Origin of the sequence: Nocardioides guangzhouensis, assembly GCF_004519545.1 — a bacterium.
In the GTDB taxonomy this organism is placed as follows: Bacteria; Actinomycetota; Actinomycetes; order Propionibacteriales; family Nocardioidaceae; genus Nocardioides; species Nocardioides guangzhouensis.
Genome location: NZ_SDKM01000015.1, coordinates 85972 through 103797 on the forward strand (window position 1 = coordinate 85972; position 17826 = coordinate 103797).

Genomic DNA, 17826 nt, shown 5'->3' on the forward strand with positions numbered 1-17826 from the left:
GGGACACTCCCCGCCCCACGACCGACCGGACCGGCCGTGTAGCCGCACGCGGGAACGGGTAAGGACACAGTGGTCTGGACGGCCGTCCGGCCAGGGTCGAGCAGAGGAGCCCCGCGATGTCCCAGACCGCCGAGACCGTCACGGCAGCAGAACCGGAGCCGACCGAGCTGAAGCGGGTGATGGGGCCGGGGCTCCTGCTCCTGTTCATCGTCGGCGACATCCTCGGTGCCGGCATCTACGCGGTCACCGGCCAGATGGCCGGGATCGTCGGTGGGCTGGTCTGGCTGCCCTTCCTGCTGGCCTTCGTGGTCGCGGCGCTCACCGCGATGTCCTACCTCGAGCTGGTCACGAAGTACCCGCAGTGCGCCGGAGCCGCGCTCTACACCCACAAGGCGTTCGGCATCCACTTCGTGACGTTCCTGATCGCCTTCGCGGTGATCTGCTCGGGCATCACCTCGGCGTCGACGTCGGCGACCGTGCTCGCCCAGAACTTCACCGGCGGTCTCGAGATCAACGGCTGGATCGACGCCACCCCGAGCGCGGGCGTGATCACCGCCATCGCGATGGGCTTCATGGTGCTGCTCGCGCTGATCAACCTGCGCGGCGTCGGCGAGAGCGTGAAGTTCAACGTGGTGCTCACCATCGTCGAGCTGGCCGCGCTGACGATAGTGATCGGGGTCGGCTTCTACGCGATGACCCAGGGCAAGGGCGACGCGGGCGAGCTGACCACCTTCCACGACTACCAGGACAAGGGGATGTTCCTCGCGGTCACCGCCGCCACCTCGATCGCCTTCTTCGCCATGGTCGGCTTCGAGGACTCGGTGAACATGGTCGAGGAGACCAAGGACCCGGAGCGGATCTTCCCCCGCACCATGCTGACCGGGCTCGGGATAGCGGTGATCCTCTACATGCTGGTGGCCGTGTCGGTGGTGACCGTGCTGACCTCCGACGAGCTCAAGGGCATCGCCGACTCCGAGGGCGCGGCCCTGCTCGAGGTGGTGTCCAAGGGCGCTCCGGACTTCCCGATCGACAAGGTCTTCCCGTTCCTGGCCGTGTTCGCGGTGGCGAACACCGCCCTGATCAACATGCTGATGGCCAGCCGGCTGCTCTACGGCATGGCCAAGCAGGACGTCTTGCCGCGGGCCCTCGGCCGGGTGCTGCCGTCCCGCCGCACGCCGTGGGCCGGGATCGCGTTCTCGACGCTGATCGCGCTCGGCCTCATCTACTTCGTGGCCAACGACCCGGAGAGCAACGTGGTGCTCAACCTGAGCAACGTCACCGCGTTCCTCCTGCTCTGCGTGTTCGCGGTGGTCAACGTGGCGTGCATGATCCTGCGACGCGACCCCGTCAGCGACCGCTCGTTCAGGTCGCCGGGCCCGATCCCGCTGGTCGCCGCGGCGCTCTGCCTCTACCTCGCCGGCCCGTGGGTCGACCGCGACGCGGTGGTCTACGAGATCGCCGGATGGCTGATGCTGCTCGGCGTGGTGCTCTGGGCGATCACCTTCGTCGCCAACCGGGTCAGCGGCACGGGCGACAGCGACTTCGAGGACGTCTCCCGGCTCGGGGACTGAGGCCCCGTCCCACGGCCGGCCGGCGAATCGCCGGCCGGTCCGGCTCACCCGTACGATTGAGCGGTGATTCCCGACCTCGCCGCCCTCCACGCGCGCGGAGCCGCGCAGCAGCCGTCGTACCCCGACGCTGGTGCCGTCGATGCCGCGGTGGCCCGGCTGCGCACCGCCCCGCCGCTCGTGTTCGCGGGGGAGTGCGACGAGCTGAAGGCCAAGATCGCCGCCGTCTCGCGCGGTGAGGCGTTCCTCCTCCAGGGCGGCGACTGCGCCGAGACCTTCGCCGGCGTGACCGCCGACAACGTCCGCAACAAGCTGCGGGTGCTGCTGCAGATGGCGGTCGTGCTGACGTACGCCGCGTCCGTCCCGGTGGTCAAGGTCGGCCGGCTGGCCGGGCAGTACGCCAAGCCCCGCTCGTCGGACACCGAGACCCGCGACGGCGTGACCCTGCCGGCGTACCGCGGCGACGCCGTCAACGGCTTCGAGTTCACCCCCGAGGCGCGTGCCCACGACCCGCAGCGGCTGGTCGACGTCTACAACTCCTCGGCGGCCACGCTCAACCTGGTCCGGGCGTTCGTGACCGGTGGCTACGCCGACCTGCGCCAGGTGCACGCGTGGAACACCGACTTCGTGCGCGAGTCCCCGGTGGGTCAGCGCTACGAGCAGATGGCCTCCGAGATCGAGCGGGCGCTCACGTTCATGAAGGCGATCGGCGCCGACCCCGACGAGTTCCACCGGGTCGACTTCCACTCCAGCCACGAGGCTCTGGTGCTGGAGTACGAGCACGCGATGACCCGCATCGACTCGCGGACCCAGACGCCGTACGACGTGTCCGGGCACTTCGTCTGGATCGGCGAGCGCACCCGCCAGCTCGACGGCGCTCACGTGGAGCTGCTCAGCCACATCAAGAACCCGATCGGCGTGAAGCTCGGCCCCAGCACGACCCCCGACGACGCCCTGGAGCTGGCCGGGCGGCTCAACCCCGACAACGAGCCGGGCCGGCTGACCTTCATCACCCGCTTCGGCGCCGGCCGGATCCGCGACGGCCTGCCGCACCTGGTGGAGAAGGTGACCGCGGCCGGGCTCAACGTGGCCTGGGTGTGCGACCCGATGCACGGCAACACCTTCGAGGCGTCCTCCGGCTACAAGACCCGCCGCTTCGACGACGTGATCGACGAGGTGCAGGGCTTCTTCGACGTGCACCGCGCGCTCGGCACCTGGCCGGGCGGCGTCCACGTCGAGCTGACCGGCGACGACGTCACCGAGTGCGTCGGCGGCGGCGAGGAGCTCGCCGAGATGGACCTCGGGCACCGCTACGAGTCGGTCTGCGACCCGCGCCTGAACCGCGTGCAGAGCCTGGAGCTGGCGTTCCTCGTCGCCGAGATGCTCAGGAAGGCCTGAGGCCGGCCGTCCTCCACCACCGGTCCCCGGTGGTCGAGGAGCGAGCGCCAGCGAGCGTCTCGAAACCACTGCGCCGGAGTCGGCCGTCCTCCACCCCGATCCCCGGCTGACAGGATGGGCCGGTGACCTCCGTGATCGACCTGCGCAGCGACACCCTCACCCGACCGACGCCCGCGATGCGGCGGGCGATGGCGGAGGCCGAGGTCGGCGACGACGTGTACGGCGAGGACCCGACCGTCCGCGCGCTCGAGGAGCGGCTGGCCGCGCTGTTCGGCAAGGAGGCGGCGCTGTTCACGCCGACCGGGTCGATGGCCAACGTGCTCGCGGTCCGCACCCTGGTCGGGCCGGGGCAGGAGGTCCTCTGCGAGGCCCGCGCCCACATCGCGCGGGCCGAGCTCGGCGCCCACGCGGCGTACACGGGGCTCACCATGCGCACCTGGCGCGACCCGCGTGGCGGCGTCGACCTGCCGGTGGTGCGCGAGATGTTCGCGCCGGACATGGGGCCGTTCTTCGTGCCCACGACCGCGATCTCCGTCGAGAACACCCACAACTTCGCCGGGGGAGCAGTGACCCCGCTGGCCCACCTGCAGGCGCTCAAGGAGTACGCCGGGTCGGTCGGCGCCGGCGTCCACCTCGACGGCGCCCGTATCTGGAACGCGCACGTCGCGACCGGCGTACCGCTGGCGGACTGGGGTGCCTGCGCCGACGTGCTCGCGGTCTGCCTCTCGAAGGGGCTCGGGGCACCCGTCGGGTCCGCGGTCGTCGGGACCGCCGATGCCGTCGCGGAGTCGCGGATCTGGCGGAAGCGCATGGGCGGCGGCATGCGCCAGGTCGGCATCCTCGCCGCCGCCGGACTGCACGCCCTCGAGCACCACGTCGACCGGTTGGCCGACGACCACGCGCACGCCCGGCTGCTCGCCGAGGCGGCCGGCGGCGACCCCGACACCGTGGACACCAACATCGTGGTGGTCGAGCGCGAGGACGCCGCGGCGTACGTCGCCGCAGCGCGTGAGCAGGGCGTCCTCATCGCCCCGGTCGGCCCGACCACGGTCCGGTTGGTCACCCACCTTGACGTCGACCGGGCCGGCGCCGAGCGGGCCGCAGCGGTGCTCGCGAGGCTCTGACAGAGGACAGCCCCGCTCCGGTGTCATCACCTGACACCGGAGCGGGGCCGTCACCCGCGACTACGGCTGCTGGTCGCCCTGCTGCGGGGGCTGCTGCCGCCAACCGCCCTGCTGCCCGCCCTGGGGCTGCTGGCCGTACTGCTGCCCGTGCTGGCCGCCGTACTGCTGACCGCCCTGCTGGGGCTGCTGCCACTGCTGGCCGGGCTGCTGCTGTCCGTACCCCTGCTGGGGCTGCTGCCACGGCTGGTCGTAGCCCTGGTGCTGTCCGTAGCCCTGGTGCTGTCCGTAGCCCTGCTGCTGGCCGGGCTGCTGCTGTCCGTACCCCTGCTGGGGCGGCTCCCACTGCTGGTCGCCCCACTGCGGCTGGCCCGGCTGGGCGTGCTTGTTGGTCTGGAACGCCGCCGCCCGGGACCTGATCGCGGACAGGTCGAGGTTGCCGGTCACCACCAGGTAGACCGCGGCCACCACGACGGAGAGCAGCAGGAAGAGCAGCGTGGTCTGGAAGCCGGCGACGCCGACCCAGGTGGAGGAGTCGAAGGTGTCGTCGCCGAGCTCGACGTTCGTGTCGACGTGCACGTTCGCCAGGCGGACCAGGAGCGGCACCACGACGACGAGGCTGGCCAGGTAGATCCCGACGTTGCGGAGCACCTCGGACTTGTCCTGCGAACGGCGCACGACCATCCGGGTGGCGAGCACGGCCAGGCCGATCGCCACGACCGGGGCGATCCAGAACAGCGCGCCGTTGTCGTCGGCGAAGTCCCAGAGCCGGTCGAAGCTGCTGCTGTCGTTGTCGTCGCCCGTGGTCTTGTCGCCGATCTTCGACAGCGAGCCCAGGCCGAGCATGAAGACACCCATCGAGGGCAGCGCGGCGAGCGCGCGGACGATCTCGCCGAACCCGCGAGCATCCTTCTCGCCGACGACCTGGCAGACCAGGAACAGCAGTCCGGCGCCGACCAGGCCGACCACGAGAGCGGCCAGGCCCCACAGAGGGGCGGACGCCCAGCGCTGGACGGTGACCAGCTTCGCGTGCATCCACTCCGAGCGCACGAAGCAGGACAGCACGAGCACCAGCGTCAGCAGCAGGAACGGCAGGAAGATCGCGCCGGCGATCGACAGCCTGGTCGGGCCGTCCATGATGATCAGCTGGAACGAGTCGCCGACCGGGTCGTCGCCCGTCACGTCGGCGTACCCCGTGATCTCGGGGGTGGCGATGCGCACCACGATCGCGACCAGGGTCACCAGCACGCTGAGGACGAGGCCGGCCCGGACCGCGTCGAGCAGCGCCGGGACCACCTCGCTGTAGCGGGCTGTGGTGCGGCGGAAGAGGTGGGTGCCGACCCCGAGCGCCAGGAAGGTCGCGAGGAGGGGGTACTGGCCGAGGTCCAGCGTCGCCTCGTCGGTGCCGAACGCGTCGGCCAGGTCGAGGATGCTGTTCGGGCCGAATGCGTTGGCGGCCTGGACGAGCCCGGACCACAGGGCGCTCACCACGTCGAGGTCCTCGGCGCCGACGACGGCGACGACCAGGCCCACCACGAGCGCGGTGACGAAGGCGCCGCCCGCGGCCACCGCGGCACCGGCCCAGTTGCCGACCAGCAACCGCTTGAGGTCGGGGCCGGACCTGGCCGGCGCGGCGTACGGGCCCTGCTGCCAGCCCTGCGGCGGGTGGCCGCCGGCGTACTGCTGCTGGCCCTGCCACTGCTGACCCTGCCACTGCGGGGCGTGCGGGTCGTACGGCAGCTGCCCGTACCCCTGCTGCCCGTACCCCTGCTGCCCGTACCCCTGCTGCCCGTACCCCTGCTGCCCGTACCCCTGCTGCCCGTACCCCTGCTGCCCGTACCCCTGCTGCCCGTACCCCTGCTGCCCGTACCCCTGCTGCCCGTACCCCTGCTGCCCGTACCCCTGCTGCCCGTACCCCTGCTGCCCGTACCCCTGCTGCCCGTACCCCTGCTGCCCGTACCCCTGCTGCCCGTACCCCTGCTGCCCGTACCCCTGCTGCCCGTACCCCTGCTGCCCGTACCCCTGCTGCCCGTACCCCTGCTGCCCGTACCCCTGCTGCCCGTACCCCTGCTGCCCGTACCCCTGCTGCCCGTACCCCTGCTGCCCGTACCCCTGCTGCCCGTACCCCTGCTGCCCGTACCCCTGCTGCCCGTACCCCTGCTGCCCGTACCCCTGCTGCCCGTACCCCTGCTGCCCGTACCCCTGCTGCCCGTACCCCTGCTGCCCGTACCCCTGCTGCCCGTACCCCTGCTGCCCGTACCCCTGCTGCCCGTACCCCTGCTGCCCGTACCCCTGCTGCCCGTACCCCTGCTGCCCGTACCCCTGCTGCCCGTACCCCTGCTGCCCGTACCCCTGCTGCCCGTACCCCTGCTGCCCGTACCCCTGCTGCCCGTACCCCTGCTGCCCGTACCCCTGCTGCCCGTACCCCTGCTGCCCGTACCCCTGCTGCCACTGGCCGTGCTGGGGCTGGCCGTGCTGGGGCTGCTGGGCGTACTGCTGCTGGGCCGGCTCCTGCGGCTGCTGCCAGCCCTGCTGGGCCTGGCCGTGGCCGGCCGGCCGCTGCCACTGCTGGCCCGGGTCGACGGCCGGGAGCTGCGCGGTCGGGTCGGGTTCGCCGGACGCCCGTTGACCGCCTGTCGGCTCCCCGGGAGCCTGCTGCTCGGAAGCCGGCGCCTGGCGACGGTGGCTCGCGATCTGCGTGGGTGCGTCACCCTCGCGCTGGGGCTGAGCCGCCGGCGCGAGCGAGGCTCCGCACGCTCCGCAGTACGGCTGGCCCACGGATGTCTGCGCACCGCACTGCGGGCACTGGCTCATGACGAGACTCCGATCTGGTTGCGTCGTCGGGCCGCGGCGCGACGACGGACATCGTGCTGAGTGGGTGGCCGCGCGCGGCCCCGCGTGGGCGTTACCCGCGCCGGAGCCGGGTCAAACCTGCGGTCAGGAGTCGCCCCGCAGCAGCACGTCGCTGATCGCTGTCACGTTCTTGCGCAGGCGTCCGGCACCCGGCTCGGAGACCTCGTTGATCCGCAGCTGGATGCTGCGCGTGCGGACCTTGTCGACCACGATGGTCTGCAGGACCGGCTCAGTGCGCATGCGCTGCACGATCGACGTACCGTCGTCGAAGACCCACTCCACCTGGAGGATCTTGCGGTTGAAGCGGTACCAGTCGACGGTGCGGCCGCCGGTGGAGTCCTTCTTGGCGTAGCCGTTGACCATCCCGACCTCGCTGATCACCGACTCGCGAGGGAGCGTGAACGTGATGGTCGCTCCGCTGGCGTCGCCCGGCATGCGGTACGCCGTGGCGAGGTCGTCGTCGAGCATGTTCTCCGGCGGGTAGGCCACCCGGTTGCCGTTGAGGTCGGTCCCCGGCGCCAGCGGCTTCGGGCCCTGCACGGTCGACTCCGGTGCGAGGTCGTCCGGGCTGCCGATGGGCTGCTCGGGTGTCGTCGGGTCCTTCTTCGGGGAGCCCGTGCCGTCCGGCCCGGACGAGGTGCGGTCACCGCTCGCGTTCTGCGGCTCGTCGTCGCCACCACCGAGCAGCCACACGCTGAGGGCGACGACCACGACGAGGGCGAGCACGGCGAGCACGGCGGCGAGGGGTACGGCGCGACGCGGGCCACCCTCGCGGTGCGGCGTCGGGTCGGCGGGCGGGCCCGGCGGCACCGGGGTGACCTGACGGGTGGCGTCCACCTCGTCGGCGAAGAGCGGGTAGCGGCTGGCCTCGCCGGTCTGAGCGGTCGGCGGGGTGACCGGGGCCCGCGGAACCTGGCGCGTGGGGGAGGCGGCGGCCGGGCGCGGGCTGCCCGCGGGGCGCTCGGCGGTGTCCTGGACCGGGTCGTGCGGGGCGGTGTCCCGGCCGTCCGGGGTCGTCTCAGCGCCCGTCGGTGCTCCGCAGTGGGTGCAGAACCGGCCGACGACGAGCTGCTGTCCGCAGTTGGTGCAGAAGTTCATCGGTCTCCTCGGGGTGCCGCGCGGGCCAGCGTATGCGAGCCTTCGGCCCTGCGGGAAACCGCCGAACCGGTCAGCCCCGCTGCGCGAGGACGCCGGCCGGCGCCCGACCGACCACCTCGGGGAGGCGCCGTACGGCCTGGGCCAGCTCGCGGAGCTCGGCCCCGAGGAGCGCCTGCGGGCCGTCGCAGAGCGCGGTCTCGGGGTCCGGGTGGACGTCGACGATGACGCCGTCGGCACCGACCGCGATCGCCGCGCGGGAGAGCGGGACGACCAGATCCTTGCGGCCCGAGGCGTGCGACGGGTCCACGATCACCGGCAGGTGGCTGGCCGCCTGGACGACCGGCACGGCGGAGATGTCGAGGGTGTTGCGGGTGGCCGGCTCGAAGGTGCGGATCCCGCGCTCGCAGAGGACGACGTCGAGGTTGCCGCGCTGGGCGATGTACTCCGCGGCCATCAGCCACTCCTCGATGGTCGCGGTCATCCCGCGCTTGAGGAGCACCGGCTTGCCCGCCTCGCCGACCGCCTGGAGCAGCCCGAAGTTGGCCATGTTGCGGGTGCCGACCTGGAGCATGTCCACGTGCTCGGCGACCATGGGTACGTCGCGCGGGTCGACCACCTCGGTGACCACCGGCAGCCCGGTGGCCTCGCGGATCCCGGCCAGGATCTCGAGGCCGGCCAGGCCCAGCCCCTGGAAGGCGTACGGCGAGGTGCGCGGCTTGAAGGCGCCGCCGCGGATGATCGTGGCTCCCGCGGACTGGGCCATGCGCGACGCCTCGGCGGTCTGCTCCTTCGACTCCACCGCGCACGGCCCGGCGATGAACGTGAACGTGTCCGGCCCGATGGGCACCTGGTGCCCGGCCGGGCCGACCCAGACCGTGGACCGGTCCGGGTGGTGCTGCCGGCTGACCAGCTTGTAGGGGTCGGAGATCCGGTGCACGTCCGCGACCCCGGCCAGGGTGCGCAGGTTGAGGTGGTGGAAGGAGTCGATGTCGCCGACCAGGCCGATGATCGTGCGGACCACGCCCTTGCTGACGAACGCCTCACCACCGACGCTCTCGACCCGCTCGACGACGTGCGCGATCTGCTCGTCGGTGGCATCCGGCGACATGACCACGACCATGGGCTGCTCCCTGCTGTTCCTCCTCCGCCCGGCCCACTCGTCTTCCTCGACGCGGCGGCCGGCGGCCCGGCAGGTCCCACGCTAGTGGGGTCGCTCACACCGCCTGCCGACCGCCCACATCCCGAACCCGCCGAGGTGCCCGGAATTGCTGGCCGAGGTGCCCCGTCTTGCGGTGGCCACCGCAAGACGGGGCACCTCGGAGCGCAAGACGGGGCACCTCGGCGTCAGACGGCGATATGGGTGACCTCGGCCTCGATCCGGCGGCGGGGGAGCAGCTCGACGATGAGCATGGCGGAGAGGACCAGGAGGCCGCCGACGACCAGGCGGAGGGTGAGCTCCTCACCGCCGGCGAGCACCGCGAAGAACGCCGCGAAGACCGGCTCCATGCTCATGATGATCGCGCTGCGGGTCGGGGTCAGGTGCGCCTGCGCCCAGGTCTGGAAGGCCATCGCGAGCGCGCCCGCGAACACGGCCATGTACACCACGCTGAGCCAGTCGCGGCCGGTCTCCGGCAGCACGATCCCGCCGGGGGCGGCGCCGACCAGGCAGATCACCGAGATCACCGCCAGCTGCACGACCGACATCCCCATCGCCTCGTGCGGGCGCGACCAGGCCCCGAGTCCGACGATGTGCAGCGCGTAGATCACCGCCGCGACCAGGGTCAGCGTCTCGCCGTACCCGAAGGCCAGCCCGCCGGGCTGCAGGGTCAGCAGCCCGACGCCGGCCATCGCGAGCGCCACCGCGAACCAGGTCACCGACCCGATCCGGTTGCCCAGCAGCAGGGCGGCCAGCAGCGGCGTGCACACGACGTACAGGCCGGTGATGAAGCCGGAGACCGAGGCCGCGGTGTGCGCGAGACCGATCGTCTGCAGCACCTGGGCGACGGCGTAGAGCGCGCCGAGCACGGCCGCCTGCCGGCGCGACTCGGGCGACAGCGAGCGCAGCGCGCGGGGAAAGATCAGGAACAGGGCGACCGTCGCGATCGGGAACCGGATGGCGAGGAAGTCGATCGCCGGGATCCGGTCGGAGAGGTCCTTGATCAGGAAGAACGTCGACCCCCACGTCGCGGTGGTCACCAGCAGTGCGAGCGTCGCCAGCCGCCCGGCGGTCACCTGCCTCACGGATGGGCCTCCTCGCGCAGCCGCTTGAGCAGCGGGATCCCGGCGTCGCCGACGTCGCGGGACCCCGGCGTCTCGAGCACGAACGGCACGCGGTCGGTGGCCGGGTGTGCCAGTAGCTCGCGGAACGCGTTCGTGCCGATGTGTCCATCGCCGAGCTTCTGGTGCCGGTCCTTGAACGCACCGCGGACGTCCATCGAGTCGTTGGCGTGCACCAGCCGTAGCCGACCGGGGCCGCCGATCGCCACGATCCGGTCCAGGGTCGCGGCCGGGCCGCCGGGCTCGTCCAGCGGCGCGCCCGCGGCGAACACGTGGCAGGTGTCGAGGCAGATGCCGGCCTTGGGATGGTGGTCCAGCGCGTCGAGGTACGGCGCCAAGTCGTCGACGCCGGCGCACAGCGAGCGCCCCTGGCCCGCGGTCGGCTCCAGCAGCAGCCACGGGGCGGCGTCGTCCGCGACCGCGTCGAGCAGCGGCAGCAGCCCCTCGCGCACCTGCCGCATCGCGGCGGCATACCGCTCCTCGGAACCGCTCGCGTCGACGTACGACCCGGTGTGCACGACCACGCCCTCCGCGCCGATCTCGGCGGCCCGGCGGAGGTTGTGGGCGATCGACGCCACGGACTTCTCGTACGTCGCGCGCGTCGGGCTCCCGAGGTTCACGAGGTACGGCGCGTGGACGAACACCCGCAGGCCGGCCTCGGCGCAGGCCTCCCGGAAGCGCGCGTCCGCCCGCGGGTCGCCGGCCGAGAGCGCCCAGCCCCGCGGGTTGCCCACGAACACCTGGAACGCCTCGCAGCCGAGCTCGCGGGCCGCGCCGAGCGCCCCCGTCACCAGTCCCTTGCCGACCGGGACGTGGGTGCCGACCGGGTTGCGGCGCGCGGCAGCGACGGGAGAGGTGGGGGACACCAGCAGAGGCTATCCGTGGTGAGTCGGCACAAGCTGTGCCGGGTCGGCAGTCAGACGACGGTGATGACGACGGTGCTGCCGGCGGGCGCCTTGTCCCCGCTGCCGGGCGACTGCTGCAGCACCCAGCCGAGGCCGATGTAGTCGGCGTGGTGGCGCACCTCGACCTCGAACCCCGCGTCCTCGAGCTCGGTGGTCGCGGACTCGACGCCCTGGCCCCGGACCAGGGGCACGTCGACCAGCTCGGGTCCCTTGGAGACCGTCAGCTTCACCTCGTCGCCCTTGAAGACGGTGCCGGTGCTGGGCACCTGGGCGATCACGTCGCCCTCGTCGACGGAGTCGCTGAAGTCCTCGCTGCGGGTGACCACGAGCCCCTGCTTCTCGAGCGCCGCCTGCGCCTTGTCGGCCTCCTTGCCGGTCCAGTCGGTGACCTTGATCGGCTTCGGGCCCCGGCTCAGCAGGATGTCGACGGTCGCGCCCGGCTTGACGGAGGTGCCGGGCTCGGGATTGGTGGTGATCACCCGGCCCTCGGGGACCTTCTCGCTGTACGTCGGGATCGAGCGGCCGAACTCCAGGTGGGTGTCCTGGATCGCCTGCTGCGCCTCGTCCTCGGTCTTGCCGCGGAGCTTGGGCACGTCGTACCGCTCGAGACCGAGCGAGACCACGCCGGTGACCGTGCCGCCGTCGAGCACCCGGTCACCCGGGTCGGGGTCGGTGCTGATGATCCGGCCGGCGGGGACGGTCTCGGAGTACGCCTCGTCGCCCACCTCGAAGCCGAGCCCGGCCCTCTCCAGCCGGGTCTCGGCCTGGGCCGAGGTGAGCCCGAGCACGCCGGGCGTGGAGGTGTAGCGGGCGAAGCCGAAGTACCACGCGCCGACGCCGGCGCCGACGGCCAGGAGCAGCGCCACGAGCAGCATCACCAGGCCGCGTCGGGACCGGCGCGGCGGCTCGTCCCAAGCGGCGTACGACGCAGGCTCGGTCGGGGCCGGCGGTCGCGGCGCCCGGACCAGGCCGGGGTCGATCGTGCTCGTGTCGTCGATGCGGTGCCCAGCGGTCACCGGTGTCGCGCCCGCCGGGGCAGCCGCCGCCGGGCGGATCGGGTCGGTGTCCTCGGGCGGGTCGACCTCACGGAGCCGCTCGGCGACCTCCTCGGCGTCGTAGGCCTCCTCGACGTCGGGATCCATCGTCACCACCGCCAGCGGCGGGGCGAGGTCGGAGACCAGCTCGGGGTCCTCGACGACGCCCTCGTCGAGCGCCTGCTTCACCCGGTGCACCTGGTGCAGCAGCACCCGGGCGTCGGCGGGGCGGTGGCTGCGGTCGCGGGCGGTGGCGCGGGCCACCAGCGCGTCGACGTACGCCGGGAGGCCGGGGACCAGCGTCGACGGGGCGGGGACGTCCTCGTGCACGTGCTTGTAGGCGACCTGGATCGGTGACTCGCCCTCGTGCGGCTTGCGGCCGGTGAGCAGCTCGTAGAGCACCACGCCGGCGGCGTAGACGTCGGCGCGCGCGTCGGCGCGGCCGTCGACGACGAGCTCGGGCGCGAGGTAGGAGACGGTGCCGATGAGGATCCCGCCGGTCGCGGTGTGCTGGGTGTCGGCGCTGACCGCCTTCGCCAGCCCGAAGTCGGCGACCTTGACCCTGCCGTCGCCGGAGATGAGGACGTTCTCCGGCTTGATGTCGCGGTGGATCAGCCCGGCCCGGTGCGCGGCGGCGAGCGCCGAGAGCACCGGCTCGACCAGCGCCAGCGCCTTGCCGGGCGGCATCGGGGACTCCTTGCGGATCACGTCGCGCAGGGTGTGGCCAGGGACGTACTCCATCGCGAGGTAGACGGTGCCGTCCTCCTCGCCCTGGTCGAAGACGCCGACCACGTTCGGGTGGGAGAGCCGCGCGGCGTGCCGGGCCTCGCGCACGAAGCGGGCCGCGAACTCCTCGTCGTCGCCCATGCCGGGGTGCATGACCTTGATCGCGACGGTGCGGTCGAGCCTGACGTCGATGGCCTCGTAGACCGAGGCCATCCCGCCCCGGGCGATGCGCGGGCCGATCCGGTAGCGACGGTCGAGCAGGCGACCCACCATGGGGTCGCTCAGGTCACGCTCGACTGTTCGCTCCACTGCCTGGTCCTCCGTGCGCGGTCGGATGGGGAAGGATCCGCCGCGGTCCATGGTACGGACGCCCGCGGCGGCGCCCCGCATCGTCGGCGGTGCGGCGTGGCGCACCTCACCGCGCGTTCGGGCAGGTCAGGCCGTGGATCGGACCTCCGGGGAGCCTCAGGCCGGCGGCAGCCCGCGCTCGAGCCGGTGCTGGATGGCCCGGACGTTGCGGACGTAGCGCTTCGTGTCGTCGTACAGGCCGTGCTCGCGGACCGCGCCGAGGCCCTGGTAGTACGCCGCGACCTGGTGCCGGGTGCTGCGGGTCAGGTCGTCGAGCACGTCGAGCAGGAGCACCCCGGCGAGCACGTTGTCCCGCGTGTTGCGCAGCTTGAGCGGCCGGCCGGCGTACAGCGACATCCAGGTGCCGGTGGTCGGCAGCACCTGCATGGCGCCGATGGCGTGGGCGTGCGAGACGTGGTGCATCTGCCAGCCGGCCTCCTGCCACGAGACGGCGAGGGCGAGCTGCGGGTCGACACCGTGCCGACGGGCGGTGGCGACGATGGTCCGGCGGACCGTGGCCCGGCTCGGGTTGCCGTGGTGACGGCGTGGGGTGGCGTGCTTCCGGTGCGCCTTCCGGTGCGGCTTCTCGTGGACGGCCCTGCGCTTGGCCCGGTGGGCCTTGCGGTGCTGCCGGTCCTTGCGCACCGCGGAGCGCACGACGGGGATCGCGATGCGCTCGCCGACCCGGAGCGTGGCCGACGGGCCGAGGTGGTTGTGGGAGATCAGCTCGGCGGTCCAGGCGTGGAAGCGGACGGCCAGGCCGGTGGCCGTGTCGCCCGGCTTCACGACGTACGACGTGAGCTTGCGGCCGGCGGGGAGCGGGCGGTCGTCGGCGCCCGCGGTGGGCGGGGTGACCGTGGTCAGGCCGGTGAGGAGGAGCCCGCCGGCGGCGACGCTGCCGAGGGCGGCGCGGAGACCGGTCCGGGGACGTCGGGGGGAGCGGGATCGGGAGGGCGGGGAAGTCATGACGAGGGGTCCCTTCGTCGGACCGCCGGACGCCCGGGATCCCGTGCAGGCCCCGTGGGTGGCGTTCCGGCAGTCGTCCGACGGTAACGCGAGTGACGGAAGTGACTCAAGTGACGATGAGCGAAACCGGTTTCCCGGGCTGCGGCCACGGGTGGGAGAGTGACCGCATGAGTGAGGCAGCAGACGGGCGGGACCTGGCCGCCCTGGTCGACGAGTGGCTCGACTGGTCCGAGGTCGCCGAGCGGCTCGGGGTGAGCGTCAACAAGGTCCGCACGATGATCCGCGAGCACCACCTCGCCGCGGCGGTCCCCGCCGGCCGACGCGGCCAGCAGGTGCCGGCCGCGATGATCCAGGACGGGCAGGTGGTCAAGGGGCTGCCCGGACTGCTCACGATCTTCCACGACGCCGGGTGGGACGACCGCGAGGCGATCGAGTGGATCTTCACCGACGCCGACCTCCCCGGTCGCCCGATCGACGCGTTGCGCGAGAACCGAGGTTCCGAGGTGAAGCGGCGGGCCCAGGCGCTGGCGTTCTGAGCGTTGCTCTGGGCGGCGTTCAGGGCGGCCTTCTGGGGCGGCGTTCTGGGCCGCTTCGGGGCGGACCGCGCCGGAACGTCTCGGCCGAACGGTGGCCGATCGACAGTTTGGTCCGGCTGAGGGGTCGTCAGCGGGCGCTCGGACGCGTTACTAATGGAACCCAGACCACAACCGTCGTTCGAGAGGAACTGCCGATGAGCGGACTTGCCGCCGTCCTGGCCGGACGGCATGCTCCCGGTGTCTACCGGTGGCACGCCCACCTCGACGAGGCCGACGTACGTCGCGCCGTCGAGCACGCGGGCTGGACCTACGGTCACCTGGACGGGTGGCAGGTGGAGGACAAGGCGGAGTTCCTGTCTGCGGTCGGGAAGGCATTGAGCTTCCCCGACAGCTACGGGCAGAACTTCGACGCCCTCTCCGACTGCCTGGCCGATCTCGGCCCGGCAGCGTTGTTGTGGGACGGGTGGTCCTGCTTCGACCGCGCCGACGAGAGTGCGTTCCAGACCGCCGTCGACGTGCTCGAGAGCCATGCGATGGACGAGCGCACCGCGCCGTTCGTCGTGCTCCTGCGCGGTGACGGCCCCGACGTCGAGGGCCTCGAGTCCCTCGACTGACGCTCTCCCCGCCCGCCTCCCGGGTCGTTGAGTCGCGCTTCCCTGCTTGTTGAGTTGCGCTTCGCTGGCAGTTGAATCGCGTCACGCCGCCTTGCGGGGCTGTCTCTGGCGCACCGGTCGACCCACGCTCGCGCCATCCGCAACCCAACGCTCAGCTGGGCGCGACTGAACCCGCAGCGCAGCGCGATTCAACAACTAGCGCGGCGCGACTGAACCCGCAGCGCGGCGCGACTCAACAACCAGCGAGGCGCGACTCAACGGGTCAGAGCACGCGGGCGGTGGCGGCGGAGGCCAGGGCGCGCAGGGCGTGGCGGGCGTCGTCGCGCACGGCGGACCTGTCCAGCGCCACCAGGGCCAGCCGGGCCAGCTCGTCGATGACGCCTTCGACCTGGGCGTCGGCACCGGAGCCGCGGATCACCGCACGCAGCTCCTCGACCTGGTCGGGGGAGAGGTCGGTGCCCAGCGAGCGCTGCAGCAGAGCGGCCTGCTCCTCGGGGACGGCGTCCAGCGCGAGGGCGACCAGCACGGTGCGCTTGCCCTCCGCCAGGTCGTCGCCGGCCGGCTTGCCCGTGACGTCCGGATCGCCGAAGACCCCGAGCTGGTCGTCGCGGAGCTGGAACGCCTCGCCGAGGGGCAACCCGAACGCCGACAGCTCCTCGAGCACCCCGTTGTGCGCCCCGGCGAGCGAGGCGCCGACGTGCAGGGGCCGCTCGATCGAGTACTTCGCCGACTTGTAGCGCAGCACGGTCATCGCGGTCTCGACGTCCGCCCGGCCCCGGGCCTGCACGGACACGTCGAGGAACTGCCCGGCCACCACCTCGGAGCGGCACAGGTCGAAGACGTCGAGCGCCGGACCGACCCGGTCCCAGCCGAAGCCGCAGCGACGCAACAGCTCGTCGGCCCAGGTGAGCAGCAGGTCCCCGAGCAGGATCGCGGCCGCGGCGCCGTACTGCGTCGGGCTGCCGCGCCAGCCTGCCTCCCGGTGCGCCGCCTCGAACGCGCGGTGCGTCGCCGGCCGCCCGCGGCGGGTGTCGGAGGCGTCCATGTAGTCGTCGTGGACCAGCGCGCTCGCGTGCAGCAGCTCCAGGGCCGCGCAGGCGCGCAGCAGCGCGGTCTCCTCCTCGGGCCCGACGGGCGCGACCGCGCGGAAGCCCCAGTAGCAGAACGCCGCGCGGAACCGCTTGCCGCCGGACACGGACCGGTGCGCCTCCGCGACCAGGGCCGCGGCATCCGGGCCGAGCGGGGTCAGTCGCAGCGCCTGCTCGTCGACGAAGTCGTCGAGCACGCGCTGGATCCGCTCGCGGAAGAGCGCGCTGTCGAACGGCTCGTCGATGGTCTCCGAAGTCACGAGGCGAGCGTAGTCACCCGTGGTCCCTCCCCAGACACCACGTGGAATGCCGGACGCCGCCGGGGAACGGCCACCTATCCTGTTGCGCATGGCGCACACGACCCAGCGCGGCATCGGCCGCCTCATCCGGGAGGGCGAGCGCTCGTTCTCGTTCGAGTTCTTCCCGCCCAAGGACGACGCCGGCGAAGCCCAGCTGTGGCAGGCGATCCGTGATCTCGAGCCGTACCACCCGACGTTCGTCTCGGTGACGTACGGCGCCGGCGGCACGACCCGCGACACCACGGTCGAGATCACCGGCCGGATCGCGCGTGAGACCTCCATGGTCCCGATGGCGCACCTGACCTGCGTCGGCCACACCCGGGCCGAGCTCGAGGCCATCCTCGACGCCTACGAGGGCGCCGGGGTCGCCAACGTGCTCGCGCTGCGGGGCGACCCCCGCGAGGGACCGCGCGCCGCGTGGGTGCCGACCGAGGGCGGCCTCACCTACGCCCGTGAGCTGGTCGAGCTCGCCGCCGGCCGGTTCTCCGTCGGCGTCGCCGCGCACCCGGGTGGACACCCGGCCGCCGAGTCGCTGCAGCGCGACGTCGAGGTGCTGCGCGAGAAGCAGGCCGCGGGCGCCGAGTTCGCGATCACCGACATGGTGTTCCGGGCCGAGGACTACTTCTCGCTGGTGGAGCGGGCGACCGCGGTCGGCGTCGACATCCCGATCCTCCCGGGCATCATGCCGATCCTGAACCTCGGCCAGGTCAAGCGCATGGCCGAGCTCTCCGGGCACCCGGTGCCGGCGGAGGTGGTCGCCCGCCTCGAGCAGTACGACGGCGACCCGGCCGCGGTGCGTGCCGAGGGCATCGCGATGGCCGCCGAGCTCTGTGACGCGCTGCTCGACGGCGGTGCGCCGGGGCTGCACTTCTACACGCTCAACCGCTCCAAGGCGACCCGCGAGATCTTCGCGGCGCTGCGGATCACGGTCTGAGGAACCCGACCCAGGTCGCGGGCTCGTCGGGTTGGGCGAGTTCCGCCCGACGCGGTTGTCG

General features: G+C 72.6%; 14 protein-coding genes. 6 read left to right on the forward strand and 8 right to left on the reverse strand.

Annotated elements, in window-relative coordinates; genetic code table 11:
• Positions 1–116 precede the first annotated feature (116 nt).
• The 3 genes from EKO23_RS11870 to EKO23_RS11880 all read left to right on the forward strand — a co-directional run bounded on the left by EKO23_RS11870 (position 117) and on the right by EKO23_RS11880 (position 4090).
• Positions 117–1571, forward strand: a complete 1455-nt coding sequence (locus EKO23_RS11870; protein ID WP_134717494.1) for an APC family permease — start codon at positions 117–119, stop codon at positions 1569–1571.
• 63 nt (positions 1572–1634) lie between these two features.
• The gene (locus EKO23_RS11875; protein ID WP_134717496.1) at positions 1635–2966 is read left to right on the forward strand and encodes a class II 3-deoxy-7-phosphoheptulonate synthase; all 1332 of its coding nucleotides are present in this window, start codon (positions 1635–1637) and stop codon (positions 2964–2966) included.
• A gap of 122 nt (positions 2967–3088) precedes the next feature.
• The gene (locus EKO23_RS11880; RefSeq protein WP_342773589.1) at positions 3089–4090 is read left to right on the forward strand and encodes a threonine aldolase family protein; all 1002 of its coding nucleotides are present in this window, start codon (positions 3089–3091) and stop codon (positions 4088–4090) included.
• 60 nt (positions 4091–4150) lie between these two features.
• Here the strand turns inward: EKO23_RS11880 and EKO23_RS25685 are convergent, their stop codons facing one another.
• The 7 genes from EKO23_RS25685 to EKO23_RS11915 form a co-directional block, all read right to left on the reverse strand.
• Positions 4151–6901 carry a zinc ribbon domain-containing protein gene (locus EKO23_RS25685; protein WP_175582689.1) on the reverse strand — a complete coding sequence of 917 codons (2751 nt, stop codon included), beginning with the start codon at positions 6899–6901 and terminating at the stop codon, positions 4151–4153.
• 123 nt (positions 6902–7024) lie between these two features.
• A complete protein-coding gene (locus tag EKO23_RS11890) occupies positions 7025–8038 on the reverse strand; it encodes an NADase-type glycan-binding domain-containing protein (RefSeq protein WP_134717498.1) in 1014 nt (337 codons plus the stop codon).
• 70 nt (positions 8039–8108) lie between these two features.
• Positions 8109–9158 (reverse strand): 3-deoxy-7-phosphoheptulonate synthase, encoded by a 1050-nt coding sequence (aroF, locus tag EKO23_RS11895; protein WP_134717500.1) that lies wholly within the window; start codon positions 9156–9158, stop codon positions 8109–8111.
• A 224-nt stretch (positions 9159–9382) separates the two neighbouring features.
• A complete protein-coding gene (locus tag EKO23_RS11900) occupies positions 9383–10279 on the reverse strand; it encodes a DMT family transporter (RefSeq protein WP_134717502.1) in 897 nt (298 codons plus the stop codon).
• Complete coding sequence (locus EKO23_RS11905) at positions 10276–11181, reverse strand: deoxyribonuclease IV (RefSeq protein WP_217702587.1); 906 nt, start codon at positions 11179–11181, stop codon at positions 10276–10278. Before EKO23_RS11905 ends, EKO23_RS11900 begins: the two co-directional genes overlap by 4 nt.
• Positions 11182–11231: 50 nt before the next feature.
• Positions 11232–13289, reverse strand: a complete 2058-nt coding sequence (gene pknB / locus EKO23_RS11910) for a Stk1 family PASTA domain-containing Ser/Thr kinase (protein WP_246051046.1) — start codon at positions 13287–13289, stop codon at positions 11232–11234.
• Between the two features lie 156 nt (positions 13290–13445).
• The gene (locus EKO23_RS11915; protein ID WP_134717508.1) at positions 13446–14294 is read right to left on the reverse strand and encodes a transglycosylase SLT domain-containing protein; all 849 of its coding nucleotides are present in this window, start codon (positions 14292–14294) and stop codon (positions 13446–13448) included.
• Between the two features lie 167 nt (positions 14295–14461).
• On the opposite strand from EKO23_RS11915, the gene EKO23_RS11920 reads away from it, so the two are divergent.
• On the forward strand, positions 14462–14830 hold the full coding sequence (locus EKO23_RS11920; RefSeq protein ID WP_134717510.1) for an Rv2175c family DNA-binding protein: 369 nt from the start codon (positions 14462–14464) through the stop codon (positions 14828–14830).
• A 194-nt stretch (positions 14831–15024) separates the two neighbouring features.
• Positions 15025–15444 (forward strand): barstar family protein, encoded by a 420-nt coding sequence (locus EKO23_RS26460; RefSeq protein WP_134717512.1) that lies wholly within the window; start codon positions 15025–15027, stop codon positions 15442–15444.
• 262 nt (positions 15445–15706) lie between these two features.
• Here EKO23_RS26460 and EKO23_RS11930 read toward each other — a convergent pair whose 3' ends face one another.
• Positions 15707–16792, reverse strand: a complete 1086-nt coding sequence (locus tag EKO23_RS11930) for a polyprenyl synthetase family protein (protein WP_246051047.1) — start codon at positions 16790–16792, stop codon at positions 15707–15709.
• A gap of 88 nt (positions 16793–16880) precedes the next feature.
• Here EKO23_RS11930 and metF point away from each other — a divergent pair, with 88 nt between their 5' ends.
• Complete coding sequence (gene metF, locus EKO23_RS11935; protein WP_134717514.1) at positions 16881–17765, forward strand: methylenetetrahydrofolate reductase [NAD(P)H]; 885 nt, start codon at positions 16881–16883, stop codon at positions 17763–17765.
• Positions 17766–17826 lie beyond the last annotated feature (61 nt).

Bases quoted from the DNA above. Each gene is read 5' to 3' on its own strand.
- EKO23_RS11870 (WP_134717494.1), top strand. From the start codon at position 117: ATGTCCCAGACCGCCGAGACCGTCACGGCAGCAGAACCGGAGCCGACC.
- aroF (WP_134717500.1), bottom strand. From the start codon at position 9,158: ATGGTCGTGGTCATGTCGCCGGATGCCACCGACGAGCAGATCGCGCAC.
- EKO23_RS11920 (WP_134717510.1), top strand. From the start codon at position 14,462: ATGAGTGAGGCAGCAGACGGGCGGGACCTGGCCGCCCTGGTCGACGAG.
- EKO23_RS26460 (WP_134717512.1), top strand. From the start codon at position 15,025: ATGAGCGGACTTGCCGCCGTCCTGGCCGGACGGCATGCTCCCGGTGTC.
- EKO23_RS11890 (WP_134717498.1), bottom strand. From the start codon at position 8,038: ATGAACTTCTGCACCAACTGCGGACAGCAGCTCGTCGTCGGCCGGTTC.
- EKO23_RS25685 (WP_175582689.1), bottom strand. From the start codon at position 6,901: ATGAGCCAGTGCCCGCAGTGCGGTGCGCAGACATCCGTGGGCCAGCCG.
- metF (WP_134717514.1), top strand. From the start codon at position 16,881: ATGGCGCACACGACCCAGCGCGGCATCGGCCGCCTCATCCGGGAGGGC.
- EKO23_RS11915 (WP_134717508.1), bottom strand. From the start codon at position 14,294: ATGACTTCCCCGCCCTCCCGATCCCGCTCCCCCCGACGTCCCCGGACC.